This window comes from Flavivirga aquatica (genome assembly GCF_001747085.1).
GTDB lineage: Bacteria > Bacteroidota > Bacteroidia > Flavobacteriales > Flavobacteriaceae > Algibacter_C > Algibacter_C aquatica.
In genome coordinates, this window is sequence record NZ_MDJD01000007.1 from 551,752 (window position 1) to 569,904 (window position 18,153).

Here is an 18,153-nt window from a genome sequence, read left to right on the forward strand (position 1 = left end):
CTATGAGTCCTTTAAAAAAAATATTTGCACTAAAAAACAAAGAACCTCAAAAAATTGATACTGATCAAAAAGAAGACATTAAAAAAATAAAGCTAACCTTTTTTGAAAGTGGATACGGTTCTTCTAAACAAGCAGAAGGAAATGATATTGTTTTTAAAGCTTGTTTAGAAGATGTCTATATGGATTATAAAGGCAAATGTAGAGAAGATGAGAACTTACAAAAGGAATTAAAATCACCCTACGTTGAAGAAAAAGGAAAGCACGAAACAGAGCTTAAAAAAAGGAAAACGGCTCTGGGTTTATTAGAAGAATCCATTAGTAATTTGGAAGAAAAGATTGTGCTATTTAAAAATGACATGGTTGAAGTAAAAAGGGAACCAGAAAAATACGGTCTTGAAGTTGATAAAAAACCAAAAGCGCAGTTTTATTTAGGATTAACAGTATTAATACCAATAACCTTTTATTTATTGGTTTTCTATATGTCTGCTTCTTTTTCCGCTTTTTTCAAAAATTTTGATTCAGAAGAATTAACCTCAGCTATATTTGATGGTAATGCTCTTAAAAAAGCTATAGATGGTGGTTGGCTAGAAGGTATATTTATAGCAACTATACCATTTGCTTTTATGGGTTTAGGCTATTTAGTACATATGTTTCAAAAACATAAAGATTGGATCTCCTATATTAAAATAACTATATTATTTATAGTGACTTTTATTTTTGATGCTATTCTTGCTTATCAAATAGAAAAGAAAATTTATGAAATTCAAAAAACCCCAGATTCTCTTCCTTTCGATATAGGAATTGCATTCTCTTCAGTTGAATTTTGGGGAATCATTTTCGCTGGCTTTATTGTTTATATTATCTGGGGGTTAGTTTTTGATTTCATAATGAAGGAATATGACAACTTTGATAAAATAAAGTCATTTATTAGAACCAAGAGAGAAGATGTTGAAAATTGCGAAATCAATATATCTAAGATTATACAAAAGCTTAATCCTATTAAAGAAGAAATATCTGGAATCGAAGGAAAAATAAATGACCTTCAACGGACTATTGACGGATTTGTATTTTCAAACAAACATTACTTAACCTATCACTCAGAATATGTTAAAGGCTGGTTTTTGGCTATTACAGATAATTTTGAAGCCTTAAAACGTCGTGACGAATTACTTTCTAAATGTGTTGAAATTGAAAAAAGTCATTTGATAAAACACCATATAAACAATGAAGATTATGAAGGAAGATTATATAAACTTATAAACTAATAACCATGAAAAGTAGATTTATAATTATAGCAATTTTGTTTCTAGTAGCTTGTAAAGACGATAAGCAAAAAGCACCTACTCAAATAGATTCAAAAAATATTGAAACAATTAAATTATCCTCAAAAAAGCCCGATTTAAACATTAGTATCTTATTAGATCTTTCTGATAGAATTAATCCAAAAAAATATCCAAATCCAACAATGGAATATTTTGAAAGAGATTTAGGTTATATCAACTCTATTGCAAAAAGTTTTGAATTACACATAAGAAGCAAAAGAACCAATAAAATTAACGACCATATTCATCTATATATCGATCCAGAACCTTCTGATAGTAACTTAAACGAAAAGATAGAACTTTTAGATATGACATTTACAAAGAACAATGCTAAAAGAGAATATATAATGCAAACATCTGTACTATATGATAGTATTTCAAGATTAATCTATAAATCTGCAATCAATGACAATAACTATATTGGATCCGATTTATGGAGTTTTTTTAAAACTAATGTCGAAGATTTTTGTATTGAAAAAAATCACCGTAATATATTAGTAATATTAACCGATGGCTATTTATACCATAAAGACTCTAAATTGAGAGAAAAAAATCAAACATCCTATTTAAGACCTCAAGATATTAAAAATTTCAAATTAAATACTTCAAATTGGAAAACAACAATAGAAACTAAAAACTATGGTTTTATAAGCACTAAAGATAGTTTACAAGATTTAGAAGTACTCATTTTAGGTATTAATCCAAACCCTAAAAATCCATATGAACAAGATGTTATTCTTCAATACTGGAAAAATTGGTTAAACAGTATGAAAATAAAAAACTTTCAAATTAAAACTGCCATTTTACCTGCTAATATGGATAAAATTATTAAAGATTATATTCTAAAAAAATAGCATTATTCTAATGTCTAATTAAAGTTTATCTTTATAACAATCAATACCCCTTATCAATTGAAAAAAGTATTTTTTATTATGCTCCTATTTTTACCTTCTTTGTCTTTTTCTCAAAAAATCATTACAGGCAAAGTAGTTTCTATAATTGATGGTGACACGTTTAAACTCTTAACTCAAGACTCTACATTAATTAGAGTTCGACTAGCTAATATTGATTGTCCTGAAAAAAAACAACCTTTCTCCAAAAAAGCAAAACAATTTGTATCTGATGCTGTTTTTAATAAAATAGTAACGCTAAATGTGTTAAAAAAAGACAGATACAGACGCTATATTGCAAATGTTATTTACAATAATTCCCTAAATTTAAATCAAGAACTCTTAAAACAGGGGCTTGCATGGCATTATATTAAGTATTCAAAAGACAAATACTTACAAGACTTAGAAGACCTATCAAAATTGGCAAAAAGAGGTTTATGGCAAGATAAAAATGCCATATCCCCTTGGGAATGGCGAGCTCGTAAAAAAACAAAAAAATAAAGAATGTATAGAATAATTCTTTTTATAATATCTGTAGCATTTTCCTTTAATATTGCGGCACAAACGGTTTACACCACTAAAACAGGAGAAAAGTATCATAAAAGCAATTGTAGATACTTGAAATACTCAAAAAAAGAATTAACTATAGAAAAAGCAGTTTCGTTTGGATATCAAGCATGTTCCATTTGTAAACCTGTTACAAAAAACAAAACAGCTTCTACAAAATCAAAGCTATTACTTCACTCTAAGCTAACAATACCTAATACTAAAACAAAAAAAAATGTTACTTCTCAATGTACAGGAAAAACAAAATCTGGCTCAAGATGTAAACGCAAAACAAAAAATGCCAATACGAAATGTTATCAACATCAATAATTTCAAATTATAAATGATATGGCACAAAACTACAACTCAAAAAAACTTTAAAGAAAGCTAATATTATGTTTAACCTAATTTAATATTAACCTTTTATTAGCCACAAAAAAAGGCTTTAACAAAAATGTTAAAGCCTTTTTTTTATTTTATATTTCTATAACTTACTTTACCAACATCTTAGGTGTTGCAACTGTTCTAAAACCAATATGCTCTGCCGAAGAATCTAAACTTGTCCCCATTCTTGAAGAAATTCTATAACTAGCACAATAAGAATCACTACATAAAAAAGAACCTCCTTTTATTACTTTTTCCTCTAAATAAGGATTACTTGGGTTGTATGGTTTTTCTGGTCCTTGCGGATTTATTGCCGATTTATTGCCAGCTGCAAGATCTTTATAATAGTTTACATTATACCAATCTGATGTATACTCCCAAACATTTCCAGCCATATCGTAAAGCCCAAAACCATTTGGTGGATATGTTTTTACAGGGGCAGTACGTTCAAAACCATCTTCCAATGTATTACTAACAGGAAATTCACCTTCCCAACTATTTACCATCTTAGAAAGATGCGATCTATCGTCTCCCCATAAATACGTCGTTCCATTTTTATTTCCTCTGGCTGCATACTCCCATTCAGCCTCAGTAGGCAAACGCTTTCCTGCCCATTTACAATAAGCTTGAGCATCTTGAAAACTAACATGTACTACTGGGTAGCTCTCTTTGCCTTCGATATTACTTTCTGGTCCACTAGGGTGCCTCCAATTTACACCAATAGACCACCTCCACCATTGTGAGAAATCGTATAAATTAGCAAGTGAAGACTTTGATTTTTTAAACAATAAAGATCCTGGTTGCATAATACTATCGTGAGGTTTTGGTGTACCTTCTGGAAGTTGTTTTTTCATTTCTTCCCAGTCAATTTCTCGTTCTGCAATAGTAACGTATCCTGTTTCTTTTACAAATTTTGCAAACTCAGCATTAGTAACTTCATGTATATCCATAAAAAAACCATCTACAGTAACAGGGTGTTGCGGTTTCTCATGCTTCATTGCCATTTGATCTTGAGGAACCGCTCCCTGCATAAAAGATCCTGCAGGAATCCATAACATACCATTTGGAGGGTTAGCAATCATTTTGTCTAGAGCTTCTTGAGAAATTTTCACATCTACTACTTCTTGTTTAGCAATAACCTCTTTATTTTCATCGTTTGCATTTTTTGTTTCAGATGCTTGTTTACAACTTAACACCATTGAAAACACAATAACTACAAAACTTATACGCTTTATATTCTTCATTAATATTATATATTTTTTTTTACAAAAGTATTTATTAATTACTTTAAAACCCATTTATTCAATTTTAAAGTTTTTTACATATTTTTATTCAATTTTCTATACCTTAGGTTTTAACTACCTTTGCACAACTAAACACAAGAGTCTATGATATATTCAATGACAGGTTACGGAAAATCTGTTTTGCAATTGCCAACTAAAAAAATAACAATAGAACTAAAATCTTTAAATAGTAAGAATTTAGATTTAAACACAAGAATGCCGTCTATTTACAGAGAAAAAGAACTCACTGTAAGGAAACTTCTTGCCAACAAGCTTACACGTGGAAAAATAGACTTCTCTATTTATGTGGAAGCAACTGCAGAAGACTCATCGACACAAATAAACACGCCTGTTGTAAAACAGTATATGGAGCAATTAAAAAATGTGGTAAATGGCGATGACATTGAACTTCTTAAAATGGCTGTTCGTTTCCCTGATGCAACAAATACTGTACGCGAAGAAATTGACAACAACGAATGGAAGGCTATTGAACAAGAAATTAATACAGCTGTAAACGATTTAATTAACCATAGATTAGACGAAGGCAAAGTACTTGAACAAGATTTCAACAAGCGTATTATTGCTATCGAAGCATTGCTTAACCAAGTTATAACGATGGATCCTGAACGTGTTAAAGGAGTTCGCGAACGTTTATTAAAAGGCGTTGAAGAATTAAGAGAAAAATACGACGAAAACAGGTTTGAGCAAGAACTTGTATACTATATTGAAAAATTTGATATTACCGAAGAAAAGGTGCGTCTAAAAAACCATTTAAACTACTTTACAGAATCTATAAACTCAAAAGATTCTAACGGAAAAAAATTAGGCTTCATTGGTCAAGAAATGGGAAGAGAGATAAACACCATTGGCTCTAAAAGTAATTATGCTCCTATGCAACAATTAGTAGTTCAAATGAAAGATGAATTAGAAAAGATTAAAGAGCAATTATTGAATGTTCTTTAATTAACCCTCTAAATAAACCAAAATTAGTTTTCAATAAAGTATGAATAAAAATAGTAAACAAGGTAAACTCATCGTTTTTTCAGCGCCATCTGGATCTGGAAAAACTACCATTGTAAGACATTTGCTAGGTATAGACAATTTAAACTTAGAATTCTCAATATCTGCAGCATCAAGGACAAAACGAGGCACAGAAGTAGACGGAAAAGATTATTATTTCTTATCTGCCGATGAATTCAAAAATAAAATTAAAAACAGTGAGTTTTTAGAATGGGAAGAAGTCTATCGTGATAATTTTTATGGGACTTTAAAAACTGAAGTTGAGCGTATTTGGGCTAAAGGAAAAAATGTAATTTTTGACATAGATGTTTCTGGTGGTTTACGTATAAAAAGAAAATTCCCAGATCAAACTTTAGCTGTTTTTGTAAAACCTCCTAGTGTGGATGAATTAAAAATTCGTTTAAAAAAACGCAAAACTGAAAGTGAAGACAAAATTAATATGCGTGTTGCAAAAGCTTCTGCAGAATTAGCTACAGCGCCTTTATTTGATGTTATCGTTATAAATGATGAATTAGACAAAGCATTAGTCGAAGCCGAAAAACTTGTTAGTAATTTTGTAAATTCTATATAGCGACTAATGAAAATAGGTTTATATTTTGGTTCTTTTAATCCCATACACATTGGACATTTAGTTATTGCCAATCATATTGCAGAACATAGTGATTTAGATCAAGTGTGGTTTGTTGTAACACCTCATAGTCCTTTTAAAAAGAAAAGTACCTTATTAGACAATTACCAACGATTAGAAATGGTGCATCTTGCCACCAAAGATTATATTAAATTAGAACCTAGCAATATTGAGTTCAACCTACCTCAACCTAATTACACCATAAACACCTTAGTTTATTTACAAGAAAAATATCCAAAAAATGAATTTGCTTTAATTATGGGTGGGGATAATTTAAAAGGGTTCCATAAATGGAAAAATTATGAACTCATTCTTGAAAACCATCATATTTACGTATATCCTAGAGTTTCAAAAAACAAAATAGAAACACAATTTGAGGAGCACAAAAAAATACATACTATAGATGCCCCAATCATGGAATTATCTTCCACATTTATTCGTAAAAGCATTAAAACAGGAAAAAACGTTAAGCCTATGTTACCTCAAAATGTATGGGAGTATATAGATGAAATGAATTTTTACAAATAAGTTTTTTTCAGCTTTAATACCAATTTAACTATAAAACACAATTAAAAAAAGCCAACTCTATTCAAGTTGGCTTTTATAGAACAGAATGAACTATTTAATTAAGTTCTAGTCTTGAGGGGATTTGAATTTCAAATAAACACTTCATAGTAATATTGTTTATAAAACAATAACCTGGATTAAAATTCAACTTCTATATCTATTATTGGTTCACCTAGTTTCTTATTAAGAGCTCTTTATTTTTTTACCGCTTGTAAAATGTAATCTTTAGATCTTTTTCCTTTTTCAAATATTTTAGTCCACGCATCTTTTAAATTCATTGTTATGTCTTTAATATAAAGGTTAATATTGATACCTACATATAAGACACCAAGACATTTAATACGTCACATTTCCTTTCAAAATTAATCAAAAAAAGAAACCGATTAAAACTTAACACTTTAAACGGTTTCTTAACTAAATAACCAACCAAAATTCTTAGTGTCATTTAACTTAATTAGTTAAACTAACCTCACTTTATTTTATTCTCTAGATTAAACCCTAGTACGCTCTCTTGGGTTATCTACTTTATTTTTTCTGTGCTTACGCTTTTTATTTCTTGAATTAGGTGCTTTTGCTTTTTTATCACCATTCTTTAAAAACTGTATATACTCTCTTCCTATAAATCTATAAACTGTTTCAGAAGTTGGGTGATACAACTCTATCTCTCCATCATTAATAACGGTTAATTCAAAATGTTCATTGCTAAAAAAATCATAATCTAATGTTAAAATTTTTAAGTTCTCATTTCCATTTACATCGTTCACACCATAAACACCTGTATAATCCCATATTAAATTATTGATTACTGTCCCATTAACATCTTGTGAACTTCTAAATGTAGCATCATTACCTCCAGCTATAAATTGTAAATAGTTTTCATTATCAAATTCATTTATAGCACCAAATTCACTAGTATATGTTTTTTCCCAAGCTTCATATTCCTGTAAGAAGTAATGTATATTATCATAAAACACAAAATCATAATCAAAATTACTACGCTGATACCCCTCTAAAAAATAAGACGTATCATTATTAGGATTATATAATTCAATAGTATTACTATCTATTTGAAAAACATCAAAAGTTTCAAAACCATCAATATCATGTTGAATATCCAAAACCATATCATAAACTTCATACTCACCAACATCAATACCAAAACCACCACCATTATCACCAATACCAACAATATTATTGTTTGCATGCAATACACCATTTCTAAACGATAAAGTAAATGCTCTTTGTAAAAACGCAGTTTCCCCAAAACCTTTAGTTGCATTAATATCTACATACCAAATCTCATTTGAACCTAATAATTGATTTAACGAAATTGATGGTTCTTCATCTATATGATTCACTTCCGTATAACATGATGTAAATAATGTTGTTATTAATGTAAAGCTTAATATTAATTTCAGAGTCTTCATAATCAAATATTTTAGGGTTCGTTATTATTGAAGATTCAAAACACGTGCCAAAAAAGACATCATCAATATTTTGTTGATATAGCATTGATTAATATTTTATGTATTTTTGAAGCATCAAATGTTTTAACATCTATGGATAAACCTTTAAAATACGCGGTTTTTGGAGCAGGAAGTTGGGCTACAGCTATTGTGAAAATGCTTTGTGAAAATTTAAATGAAGTTGGTTGGTACATGCGTAGCGTTTATACCAAAGAGCATTTACTTAAAGAACAGCACAACCCCAATTATTTAAGTTCTGTTGAGTTTCATTTAGAACAATTAAAATTAAGTAATGATATAAATGAAATTGCAGAATATGCAGATGTTTTAATTTTTGTAATTCCTTCTGCTTTCATTCATAGTGAGTTACAAAAATTAAATATTGATATCTCAAAAAAAACCATCGTATCTGCAGTTAAAGGCATTATGCCAGAAACAGGACTTCTAGTTGGAGAACATTTCCATGAAGTTTATAAGATCCCTTATGACAATATCGCGGTTATTGCTGGCCCTTGCCATGCAGAGGAAGTTGCTTTAGAGCGCTTATCGTATTTAACTATTTCATGTTCAGATACTGTAAAAGCAAATCATATTGCTAAAAATTTATCTAGCGATTATATAAAAACAAAAATTAGCGACGACATTATTGGTGTTGAATATGCTGTAATGCTTAAAAATATTTATGCTATTGCTGCAGGTATTGCTCATGGCTTAGGCTATGGAGATAATTTCCAAAGCGTACTTATGAGTAATGCAATTCGAGAAATGAAACGTTTTATAAAAAAGATGCATAAAATGAAACGTAATATTAATAATTCGGCTTACTTGGGCGACTTATTAGTTACGGGGTACTCTGTCTTTTCTAGAAACCGCATGTTTGGGAATATGATTGGTAAGGGCTACACTGTAAAATCTGCTCAAATGGAAATGAATATGGTTGCAGAGGGCTATTACGCTACTAAAAGCGCACATTTACTAAACGAAAAAAACAAAAAGAAAACACAACTTCCTATTATAAATGCGGTTTATGATATTTTATACGAAAATAAAAATCCTAAAAAAGTATTTAAAAAGTTAACGGACAAGTTAGATTAATAATTCTTGACTTATATAGGCCTTACAGTTTATCTCGAACGCAGCCAAAAGGCCTAAAACAAACTACGTGATAAACCCAAATCATCACATATTTATAAATTATAAAATAGAACTAAAATTATGTTAGACAGGTTATTCTTAAAACACTTAACAAAAAAAGGCGTAATCGCATATTTCGTAGGCCAAGTTATATTTATGGCTATTTTAGCTTATTACCTTTTTGGAATAGCTGGCTACTCGATTGACCGCGGTGACGAAGGAAGAGATATACTTTTTATAGGATTGATTATTATAGTATTATTATGGGGAGGTATATGCCTTTTGTTATGGAAAAAACCAAAAACAGATAAAAATACAGCTTACGTAAACTAATCTATTTTAGTTTTATACCAAGAACTCATTTTCTGTTAAAACAAAAAGTCAAGATGTGTTACAAATAAACTTCAAAATGATTGATAATAAATTTGAAGTTTATTTGGTATAATTAAAAACCCCTTAACATTGCATAGGAGTATTACTTCACCAAAATGCCTTTCACTGCCATTAAAGGTACGGGTTGCAAAGCTTTTAAATTAATAGTATTTTTTCTAAACAAATACGTTTTATCAAACATCTTACTCCCTTCAAAAAAAGAGACTTTAAAGGTATTGTTTATTGCAAAAAGTTCTTCCTGCATCAACTCTATTTTAGCATAACTTTTTTTAGGAAGTTTATCTAATTTTTTTCTAAAAACAGATGTTGTTTTATTTTCAGAATAACCGCTAGTAACAATAAGCACCATATCTAAATCAACTTCTTTATCGTTAATAATATAGGCATTCCAATCTTGAGTTTTATAGATATCGTTATACTCATTTACAACAGCAATGTAAACATCTTCTACTTTTGGAATATCTATATCTTTTTTCATTTCATTTTATTTTACACAAAAATAAGAAGAACTTCTTTTTTAAACCACTTCGTTTATCACTAAATCCTGTAACATTCAGCCACTTTTTATTACATATATTATATATTAGCAAAAACTTACAACCAAAAATGATTACACGCCAACTCTTTTTCTTAGCCAGCCTTATTTCTTTATTTACTTTCTCATGTGTCGATGCGCCTTCTAAAGCACATACGGCAACTGCTGAAGAAGACATTCCAGATTGTAAAATTATGGTTATTCTTGGTGATGATAGAAGTGGCTCATCCGAGAGTATTCAAAAATTAAATAAGGAAGACTATGAAACCATAATAAATGTTATTTCAGAAAATGGAAATGGTTATTTTGCCTCTACCATTATTGGTAATCCTGCTCCTGGATCTAAAGAAATTTTTCGAGTTAAAATAAGTGCTCAAAAACCTTACAAAAACATATTAACATCGGACAACCCAACGCTTACAGAACAAGCTAAACAAAAAAAGGTGGATGAAAAAATCAAGCTTAAAAATGAAAAAATAGTAAAGAAGAATAAAAGTCGAATAAACACCTTTTTATCTCAAACCTTACAAAAAAACATTTTAGCTTACAAACCATACAAAAATAAGGACATTACAAATATAGACCTTGCTTTTGAACACATTAATAAGTTACTAAAAGAACCAGGTATTGACGACTATGATAAAATTATGGTTGTATTATTTACAGATGGTGTAAACGAACCTGTACGTTCTGGTAAAATTCAAACTATTAAAAATGAATTAATGCTTCCCGATAATGCTGAGTTACATTTAGTAGGCTGGAAAGACACTTCTATTTTTGGAGGTATTGAAATTAATGAATTTGAAGGTAAAGAGGGCTTCTTTAGCTTTATTGAAGATTTTGAATGTTTATAAAAAATAAATACACTAACCTATGATTATTAACTGGAACCAGCCTTCTTCAGACGAGTCTGAAAACCTATATACTATTTCCGATGAAGTTGCTTCACGAGCAAATTCTGCATCAAAACGCGCAAGAGATACTTTCGAAATTTTAAAACCTAACGAAGAAAAACTAAAGCAATGGGACAAAATAATGTCTAATGCTTATGTTGTTCCTTTTACTATTGCTTTTGTAGTTATTTGTATTCTTGAGTACTATTTTAGTAGAGAAATATATAGAGATATTTTACCTCAAGCTCCGTGGGTTATAGGCGTAGGAATTATATTTATTTCCATAGTTATTGCCGAATTACTTGTGGGCATTTTAAGTTCTCACATAAGAAATAAACGCTTCTTCGAAGAAAAGAAAATTCCATCTAATAACTCAAAACCAGACTCAGATATTACAAAAGGTGTATTAAAACACGCTAAAGGTCAAGCTATTTTAGGGTTTATTCTTTTTAGTGCTATTGGAGCTGCTATATTTTACTTCTCTAAAGAACGTGTTGCTAGAGAACTTGCAGCAGGAATTCGCGAGTCTGCTTTTGGAATACAGGATATTCTTCCTGTATTATTTTATGTACTGGAAGTTCTTTCAGGTTTATTTGTGTTCTATTTATTTAAACGTTCTGTAGTAGCTATTTCTAATTGGAGGAACAGAAAAAAATATAGTAAAGAAGTTGAGTTTACCAGATTACATACTAGTGAATCTTGTAAATATTTTGATGATGCTGAAAAGAAAAATTATAATACATTTCTAGATGATGTTTCTAATAATATTCATTTAGGATTTTACAGAAACAAGCATCAAAATACAAACCAACAGCATCAAAATTATGTTGAAGAGCCAGAAAAAATATCGCAACGTTTTAAAGCTCAATTTTTAAATTTAAATGATAAGCCACTAAAGCTTACTGTAGATGTTTTAACAGAATATAAATTTAAAGCCAGTAAAACTGCTGATGCTAATGGCATTATAGATTTAGAAATTAACTCATACCCTGAAGATCAAATTAAACAATTTAGAATCACTTATTTTGATGAGAATAATGAGAAGAAAATTGAAGACATCTCAGGAAATTATTCTTTAGATAATGAAGCTATTTATGAAATTACCTTAAGCTAAAGACCAACTATTTTAGCACACTACACTTAATAAATTATATAAAGTCTCTCTAAAATAAATTATTAATAAACGTATTTATTGCGTTTATTAATAATTTCCCTTGAAATCTAAGTATGAATAAAATAATCCCCATTCTGTTATTAACAGCTATAACTATTAGCTGTTCTACCAAAAACAAAACTGATAATGAACTATTAGAAAAAGACAAAAAAGAACTAGTAGAAAATTTAGATTCCTATAAGGTATCCTCTTATAAATTTGGTAAAATTCTAATTAGAGCATCTGCTGAAAAAGACACAATCTCATCTGAATTTGCATCTTTTAAATCCGATCTTGATAGAATTTTCAATAAAGCAGTAAAATACAATACAGAAAGCCTATCGGTATTAGACTATATTTCAATATATCGTGATTATAAAAGAATGGAAGATTTTATAATGAAAACCGATGAAGATATTTTCCCAACACTAGTTGATGCTTTTAATGTGGCCTATGGAGATTCCATTAATAAGAGAAAAGAATATTTTACTGAAAAAAGAAAGAATATGTCCAAAATATTGAACATTCTGTTTTAAGTGCTATTGTTATTTTAAGTAAAGATTTAGGGAAAGAAGTATCTCTTTATGAATGTAGTAAAACAAAACCTGAATTACTTCCCGATTCGGAAATTAAAACCTTACTACAGTACTTTAGAGGCTTCTTATTTTTTGAAAAAGGTCTATATTATTTATCTGAAGATGAAATTTCAAAAAATATCGACTGGCTAAACAAAAATAAAGATATTGATTTACCATATACTCGGTTTATGTTTCGATGGAACAATCTAAACAACCAACAAACCCATTTAGGGTTTCACTCTTTAAATCATTTATTTAGAGGCTTCGACAGATTAATGATGGAAAGAGATATTGATGAAAAACGTGCCTTAGAAGATTTTGAAATATTTCTAAAAGATGCTAAAGAAATAGGATTAGACAATGAAATTATTTGGTCGATTGAAACCTATCTGTATTTGAAAAACGAAGAAAATGAAAAAGCTGTTGCTTCTTTATCTAAATTAAAAACCAGCAAGTTACTTTCTTCTAATGAAAAAGAGAAAATAGATGAATCTATTGAATATCTAAAAAACAGAAAATCTGGAAAAGTATTAAACGGCATTTACGATAAATATTTTTTAAGTAAAATCGCTACAAAATATATGTTTTCAATTCTATCTCAAGTAGACTGGAAAAAAGTACTAAAAGAACAAAATGTTCCTCATACAGAAGACATGTTTAAAACTATTGAAGTTCTTAAAGAATTTATTGAGAATTTGAATAAATATTCCAGTACAGACAATTTGAAGAAAACTGGAGAAAGCCTCTGGAATAAAGCAAAGGAATTAGTAGAGTAATAATATATAAATTAAACGCTAGCTCTGCTTTATTTATAGGAGTATAATGGCATTCTTACTTATTAATCGTAATAGAATGCCATTCCATTATATGTTTATAAAACACCTTTTAAACTCGTTCACTTTTAATGAAGACTTGATATTTAAATATGCCATTTCATGTCTAATTTTTTTCTTAATCCATTTACAATAAGGCCAAATCGCAGGAACCAACGACTAGTTACTTATTCTTAGTTTTTGCATATTTAAAAGGTAAGATTTTACTTCTTATTTATTTTCTTTTTATTAAATTAGTTTATTTACACACAACCTAAACTAAAATGAGTGAAAAAATAATAGTCTCTAGTATTAAAAAGATAACCTTATCTCTACTAGAAGTATCCTTTAACCAAACTGAGGTTGAAAAAAAACTTAATGAAATTCATGCTCATTTTCAAGAACTCACTAAAATTACTGGATTCGATCATAAAATTGAGTATCTAGCTGCTGTTCCTTCGGCAAAAGGAAAAGCTTTAGGTTTAAATCATGCTGCGCAGTGCTTATTGGATTATAAAAGAACTGTAAAATTTTTAAAAGCCATTATTTCTGCTATTCATGAAAAACAAAAAAATTACCCCAATGAAGTAATTCATATATTTTATGCTGGATGCGGTCCCTATGCCCCATTTATAACTTTAATAGCGCCTCTTTTCACTCCAAAAAATGTGCAGTTTACATTATTAGAAATAAATAAAGCTTCACTTGAATCTGCAAAAAAATTAATTCAAGCACTAGATTTAATCAATTACATTCAAGACTATCATTTAGCAGATGCTGTCACCTTTAAAGTTCCTAATGCGAATAAATTTCACCTTCTTTTTAGTGAAACATTAGACGCTTTATTATATCGAGAATGCTACGTTCCTATACTATATAATCTGCTTCCTCAATTTAATGAAGACATTACATTAATTCCAGAAAATGTACTATTAAACCTAACGTTGTTAACTCATTCTATAACAACTCCTGATTATAAAGAACATGATATAGGTCATATTTTAAATGTACGTGAAGCAGTGGCATTACACACTATTAATCAGCCTATTCCAACACATTTACAAAGTAAAACAATTGACTTAACAACACTAAATATGAACCGTTACAACCTTATGTTATTAGACACTCAGGTTCATGTGTATAACGATATTTGGTTGTATAGAGATGAATCATCTTTAACACTACCTTTAGAAATGGTATTACAACAACCTTTTAATAATGATACTATTACTTTTTCTTATCAAATGGAACCAGATATAGAGCTAACTTGCAAATTTGACTAATAAAACTGGTAAATAAAATTAAGTTGATATATGAAATTACCTTTAGATTGCTCTGTGGAATATATAGCTGATTTTTTAACTAAAAATGAAGCTGAAGCGCTTTATAACATCTTAATTAATGAATATGAAATACACAAAAACCAACTTGTTGTTACCGTAGAGAATAAAAGAATAATAACCGATAGTTTTAAGATATTATTTACTACAGAAAGGTTAATCAAACTAAATAGTCATCCAGAAAACATTCACGGAAAATCATTTGCATGGTCAGGAGCTATGGCTAATTTAAAAACACTCGTAGAAAAATATACAGGTAAAACCTTTGAACTTGCTATGTGCTTATATTATCCTAATGGAAATTATTTTGCACCTTATCATTTTGATCAAGAAACCTCTGGATATAAAACTATTTTACCATCGATTAGCCTTGGTGAAGTTCGTCAATTTAGTTTCAAAAAAAATGATAGTCAAGAAAGCTTTTCATTGGATTTAGCTCATGGAAGCTTATTAGTTATGAAAGACTATTCTCAAGAACGGTACACGCATAGTCTACTAAAAAATCCTGCACATAAAAATGGCAGGATCAATATCACTTTTCGAGAACCAGACTTTAAATAATGTGATGTTAATTAATGGTATTCGTCAATATTAACATTATGTTCTCCCAATAAGGTTCTGGCGTGCTTAACAAAACGCATCATCTTATCGTAGTCCTTAGTTTGTTTAAAGTACGTTGTATCTTTAGAAAATTTATTGGCAGGTAATACATAATATTCCTTTTTACCTTTAACAACAGGCTCATGAACCCAGGTTAAAAAATAATCGGCATCTTTAATTTTCACCTTTTTTGTTTCATTATCCTTTTCTAATAGAAGTTTAAACACAGCACCTCCATCTCTTGGAAATGTTCTTTGATGTGATACAAAATTACCCAAAGAATAAACCACCAAACTTTCGGTTGGGTTGTTATCGTCGGCTTTTTGCCACTCCATAGGTTGTAATACATGCGGATGCGCTCCAATAACGATATTAACACCTAAAGATTTAAAATAAGCGAACATTTCTTTTTGTGCCTTATTAGGTAAATCTTTATACTGGTAACCCCAATGTACAAAAGCTATAATTTCATCTGGTTTAGAAGTTGCATTAACGCTTTCTATATCTGCTTTTATAGTTTCTTTATCTAGATAATTCACCACATTTGGAGGTGTTGGTTTTATCTCGTTAGTCCCATAAGTATAGTTTATAATGGCAATTTTAAAATCATTCTTTTCAATGATATATGCTGGATTCTTTATTTTTTCTTCTGAATTAATAAAAGTTCCAGTATGACCTATTTGTAAAGAATCTAAAATTTCTATGGTACGCTCTACACCTTTTTTTCTTTTATCGCAAGAGTGATTATTCGCTGTTGTAAGCACATCTACGCCTGCTCTTTTTATAGCTGCTGCATAACTTGCTGGCGAGCTAAATTGTGGATAACCTGAATAAGGCTTTACTCCTAAGGTTACTTCTATATTTCCTAGAGTAACATCGGCATCACTTAATATCGGTTTTATTTTAGAAAAACAAGCATCATACTCGTATGTTTTTGTCTCTTTATTATAAGCTGCTTTAATTTGATCCATATGCCCCATAAAGTCTCCTATAAACAATAAGCTTAAGGTTTTTGGTTCTAAAACTTTCTCAGGTTCTGGAACAAATTTTGGAATAACAACAGGTATTTCCTCCTTTACAACTTGAGGTTCTACTGGTTTTTCTACTTTACTTTCTTTAGGTGCTCCACAAGCAAGATAGGCTAATGCTATTATTACTAAAATTTTTACTGATCTTAACCTCATTGTATTTTGTTAAATTGAATTTTGGTATACTGGACTCATTTTAGTTTTTCTATTCGCTCTAGAGCGTACTTTTTCTTTAGGACAAATATCTATTTTTTACTTCTATAAAAAAGTTTAAATGAGTTCACTAATTTATAGAAAAAGTTTTTTAAACAGAAGTATTCATGTTATTAATATAAAAGACCTCAAAAGCATTCAATGCCTTTGAGGTCTTTTAAATTTATACTTTTTATTAAAGCTTATAATGCACTTTTAAATTGCTCTAAAAATCTAACATCGTTTTCACTTAATAAACGAATGTCTCCTATTTGATGTAGTAGCATCGCTATACGATCTATACCTACACCAAAAGCAAAACCTGAATACTCTTTAGAGTCTATTTTACAATTTTCTAACACATTAGGGTCTACCATACCACAACCTCCTATTTCTAACCAACCTGTTCCTTTGGTTATTTTATAATCGGTTTCTGTTTCTAAGCCCCAATACACATCAATCTCTGCACTTGGTTCTGTAAATGGAAAATATGATGGTCGTAAACGTATTTTAGATTTCCCAAACATTTCGGTTGTAAAATGTTGTAAAGTTTGCTTAAGATCTGCAAAACTAACGTCTTTATCTATATATAATCCTTCTAATTGATGGAAAAAACAGTGAGAACGTGCTGATATTGCTTCGTTTCTATACACTCTACCTGGTGATATGGTACGAATAGGCGGTTGGTTATTTTCCATGTAACGTACTTGTACAGAACTTGTGTGCGTACGTAATAATATATCTGGATTGGTTTGTATAAAAAATGTATCCTGCATATCACGTGCTGGATGGTATTCTGGTAAGTTAAGCGCTGTAAAGTTATGCCAATCATCTTCTATTTCGGGACCTTCACTTACATTAAAACCTATACGTGAAAAGATATCTATAATTTGATTTTTTACTATAGATATAGGGTGACGAGCTCCTATTTGAATAGGTGCTCCTGGGCGTGATAAATCACCATAAAGACCTTTTACCTCTTCTTTACTTTCTAGGTCTGCTTTTAAAGCGTTTACTTTTTCTTCAGCAGTTTTTTTAAGCTTATTTATAGTTTGACCAAATTCTTTTTTCTGGTCGCTTGCTACATTTTTAAATTCGGCAAAAAAGTCGTTTAACAATCCTTTTTTACCTAAATATTTAATACGGAATGCTTCTACTTCCTCTTTTGTTTGTGCTTTAAAGGTTTCGGCTTCTCCTATAAGTTCTTTTATCTTATCTATCATGGCGTCATTTCAAAAATGAATGCAAATTTAATCAATTTATCGAGATTTGCGTTAAGGATAGAGGCATTGTTGGAGCTCCTCGCAGAGAGCGACTGCCGAAAGCCTGACCCAAGCGCCTTTACGAGGTTATTAAAAACCTTGTAAAAGGTGTGTAGTAACGCCAAAA

At 29.8% G+C, this 18,153-nt stretch carries 20 protein-coding genes; 15 read left to right on the top strand and 5 right to left on the bottom strand.

Annotated features, from left to right (window positions below):
• Window positions 1-2: 2 nt before the first annotated feature.
• The 4 genes from A8C32_RS02960 (at window position 3) to A8C32_RS20885 (ending at window position 3,088) form a co-directional block, all read left to right on the top strand.
• Window positions 3-1,265, top strand: coding sequence for a hypothetical protein (locus A8C32_RS02960; protein WP_069828950.1), 1,263 nt, complete (start codon window positions 3-5; stop codon window positions 1,263-1,265).
• Window positions 1,266-1,270: 5 nt separating this feature from the next.
• The gene (locus A8C32_RS02965; protein WP_083253218.1) at window positions 1,271-2,176 is read left to right on the top strand and encodes a hypothetical protein; all 906 of its coding nucleotides are present in this window, start codon (window positions 1,271-1,273) and stop codon (window positions 2,174-2,176) included.
• A 78-nt stretch (window positions 2,177-2,254) separates the two neighbouring features.
• Window positions 2,255-2,713, top strand: a complete 459-nt coding sequence (locus A8C32_RS02970) for a thermonuclease family protein (protein WP_069828952.1) — start codon at window positions 2,255-2,257, stop codon at window positions 2,711-2,713.
• A 3-nt stretch (window positions 2,714-2,716) separates the two neighbouring features.
• Window positions 2,717-3,088 (top strand): hypothetical protein, encoded by a 372-nt coding sequence (locus A8C32_RS20885; RefSeq protein WP_069828953.1) that lies wholly within the window; start codon window positions 2,717-2,719, stop codon window positions 3,086-3,088.
• 161 nt (window positions 3,089-3,249) lie between these two features.
• On the opposite strand, the gene A8C32_RS02980 is transcribed toward A8C32_RS20885, so the two are convergent.
• Entirely contained in the window at window positions 3,250-4,386 is a 1,137-nt protein-coding gene (locus A8C32_RS02980; RefSeq protein ID WP_069828954.1) for a formylglycine-generating enzyme family protein, read from the bottom strand.
• Window positions 4,387-4,530: 144 nt separating this feature from the next.
• On the opposite strand from A8C32_RS02980, the gene A8C32_RS02985 reads away from it, so the two are divergent.
• The 3 genes from A8C32_RS02985 to nadD are packed head-to-tail and all read left to right on the top strand — an operon-like array spanning window position 4,531 to window position 6,601.
• Window positions 4,531-5,388 (top strand): YicC/YloC family endoribonuclease, encoded by an 858-nt coding sequence (locus tag A8C32_RS02985; protein WP_069828955.1) that lies wholly within the window; start codon window positions 4,531-4,533, stop codon window positions 5,386-5,388.
• Window positions 5,389-5,428: 40 nt separating this feature from the next.
• Complete coding sequence (gene gmk / locus A8C32_RS02990) at window positions 5,429-6,016, top strand: guanylate kinase (protein WP_069828956.1); 588 nt, start codon at window positions 5,429-5,431, stop codon at window positions 6,014-6,016.
• Window positions 6,017-6,022: 6 nt separating this feature from the next.
• Window positions 6,023-6,601 (top strand): nicotinate (nicotinamide) nucleotide adenylyltransferase, encoded by a 579-nt coding sequence (nadD, locus tag A8C32_RS02995; RefSeq protein ID WP_069828957.1) that lies wholly within the window; start codon window positions 6,023-6,025, stop codon window positions 6,599-6,601.
• Window positions 6,602-7,131: 530 nt separating this feature from the next.
• On the opposite strand, the gene A8C32_RS03000 is transcribed toward nadD, so the two are convergent.
• Window positions 7,132-8,067 (bottom strand): nicotinic acid mononucleotide adenyltransferase, encoded by a 936-nt coding sequence (locus tag A8C32_RS03000; RefSeq protein WP_069828958.1) that lies wholly within the window; start codon window positions 8,065-8,067, stop codon window positions 7,132-7,134.
• A 132-nt stretch (window positions 8,068-8,199) separates the two neighbouring features.
• Here A8C32_RS03000 and A8C32_RS03005 point away from each other — a divergent pair, with 132 nt between their 5' ends.
• Together A8C32_RS03005 and A8C32_RS03010 are read left to right on the top strand one after the other, a co-directional pair.
• A complete protein-coding gene (locus tag A8C32_RS03005; RefSeq protein WP_069829170.1) occupies window positions 8,200-9,201 on the top strand; it encodes an NAD(P)H-dependent glycerol-3-phosphate dehydrogenase in 1,002 nt (333 codons plus the stop codon).
• A gap of 120 nt (window positions 9,202-9,321) precedes the next feature.
• Window positions 9,322-9,573: a hypothetical protein gene (locus A8C32_RS03010; RefSeq protein ID WP_069828959.1), complete on the top strand. Its 252-nt coding sequence runs from the start codon at window positions 9,322-9,324 to the stop codon at window positions 9,571-9,573.
• Between the two features lie 142 nt (window positions 9,574-9,715).
• Here A8C32_RS03010 and A8C32_RS03015 read toward each other — a convergent pair whose 3' ends face one another.
• Window positions 9,716-10,111: a hypothetical protein gene (locus tag A8C32_RS03015; RefSeq protein ID WP_069828960.1), complete on the bottom strand. Its 396-nt coding sequence runs from the start codon at window positions 10,109-10,111 to the stop codon at window positions 9,716-9,718.
• Window positions 10,112-10,239: 128 nt separating this feature from the next.
• Here A8C32_RS03015 and A8C32_RS03020 point away from each other — a divergent pair, with 128 nt between their 5' ends.
• The 6 genes from A8C32_RS03020 to A8C32_RS03045 all read left to right on the top strand — a co-directional run bounded on the left by A8C32_RS03020 (window position 10,240) and on the right by A8C32_RS03045 (window position 15,505).
• On the top strand, window positions 10,240-11,022 hold the full coding sequence (locus tag A8C32_RS03020) for a hypothetical protein (protein WP_069828961.1): 783 nt from the start codon (window positions 10,240-10,242) through the stop codon (window positions 11,020-11,022).
• A 19-nt stretch (window positions 11,023-11,041) separates the two neighbouring features.
• Window positions 11,042-12,175 (top strand): hypothetical protein, encoded by a 1,134-nt coding sequence (locus A8C32_RS03025; protein ID WP_069828962.1) that lies wholly within the window; start codon window positions 11,042-11,044, stop codon window positions 12,173-12,175.
• A 113-nt stretch (window positions 12,176-12,288) separates the two neighbouring features.
• On the top strand, window positions 12,289-12,750 hold the full coding sequence (locus A8C32_RS03030; protein ID WP_069828963.1) for a hypothetical protein: 462 nt from the start codon (window positions 12,289-12,291) through the stop codon (window positions 12,748-12,750).
• Window positions 12,751-12,980: 230 nt separating this feature from the next.
• Window positions 12,981-13,568 carry a hypothetical protein gene (locus A8C32_RS03035; protein ID WP_123803305.1) on the top strand — a complete coding sequence of 196 codons (588 nt, stop codon included), beginning with the start codon at window positions 12,981-12,983 and terminating at the stop codon, window positions 13,566-13,568.
• A gap of 320 nt (window positions 13,569-13,888) precedes the next feature.
• Entirely contained in the window at window positions 13,889-14,887 is a 999-nt protein-coding gene (locus tag A8C32_RS03040) for an SAM-dependent methyltransferase (protein ID WP_069828965.1), read from the top strand.
• A 30-nt stretch (window positions 14,888-14,917) separates the two neighbouring features.
• Window positions 14,918-15,505: an alpha-ketoglutarate-dependent dioxygenase AlkB gene (locus A8C32_RS03045; protein ID WP_069828966.1), complete on the top strand. Its 588-nt coding sequence runs from the start codon at window positions 14,918-14,920 to the stop codon at window positions 15,503-15,505.
• Window positions 15,506-15,516: 11 nt separating this feature from the next.
• Here A8C32_RS03045 and A8C32_RS03050 read toward each other — a convergent pair whose 3' ends face one another.
• Together A8C32_RS03050 and pheS are read right to left on the bottom strand one after the other, a co-directional pair.
• Window positions 15,517-16,728 (bottom strand): CapA family protein, encoded by a 1,212-nt coding sequence (locus A8C32_RS03050; protein WP_083253220.1) that lies wholly within the window; start codon window positions 16,726-16,728, stop codon window positions 15,517-15,519.
• A 239-nt stretch (window positions 16,729-16,967) separates the two neighbouring features.
• Window positions 16,968-17,987, bottom strand: coding sequence for a phenylalanine--tRNA ligase subunit alpha (gene pheS, locus A8C32_RS03055; protein ID WP_069828967.1), 1,020 nt, complete (start codon window positions 17,985-17,987; stop codon window positions 16,968-16,970).
• Between the last annotated feature and the right edge of the window lie 166 nt (window positions 17,988-18,153).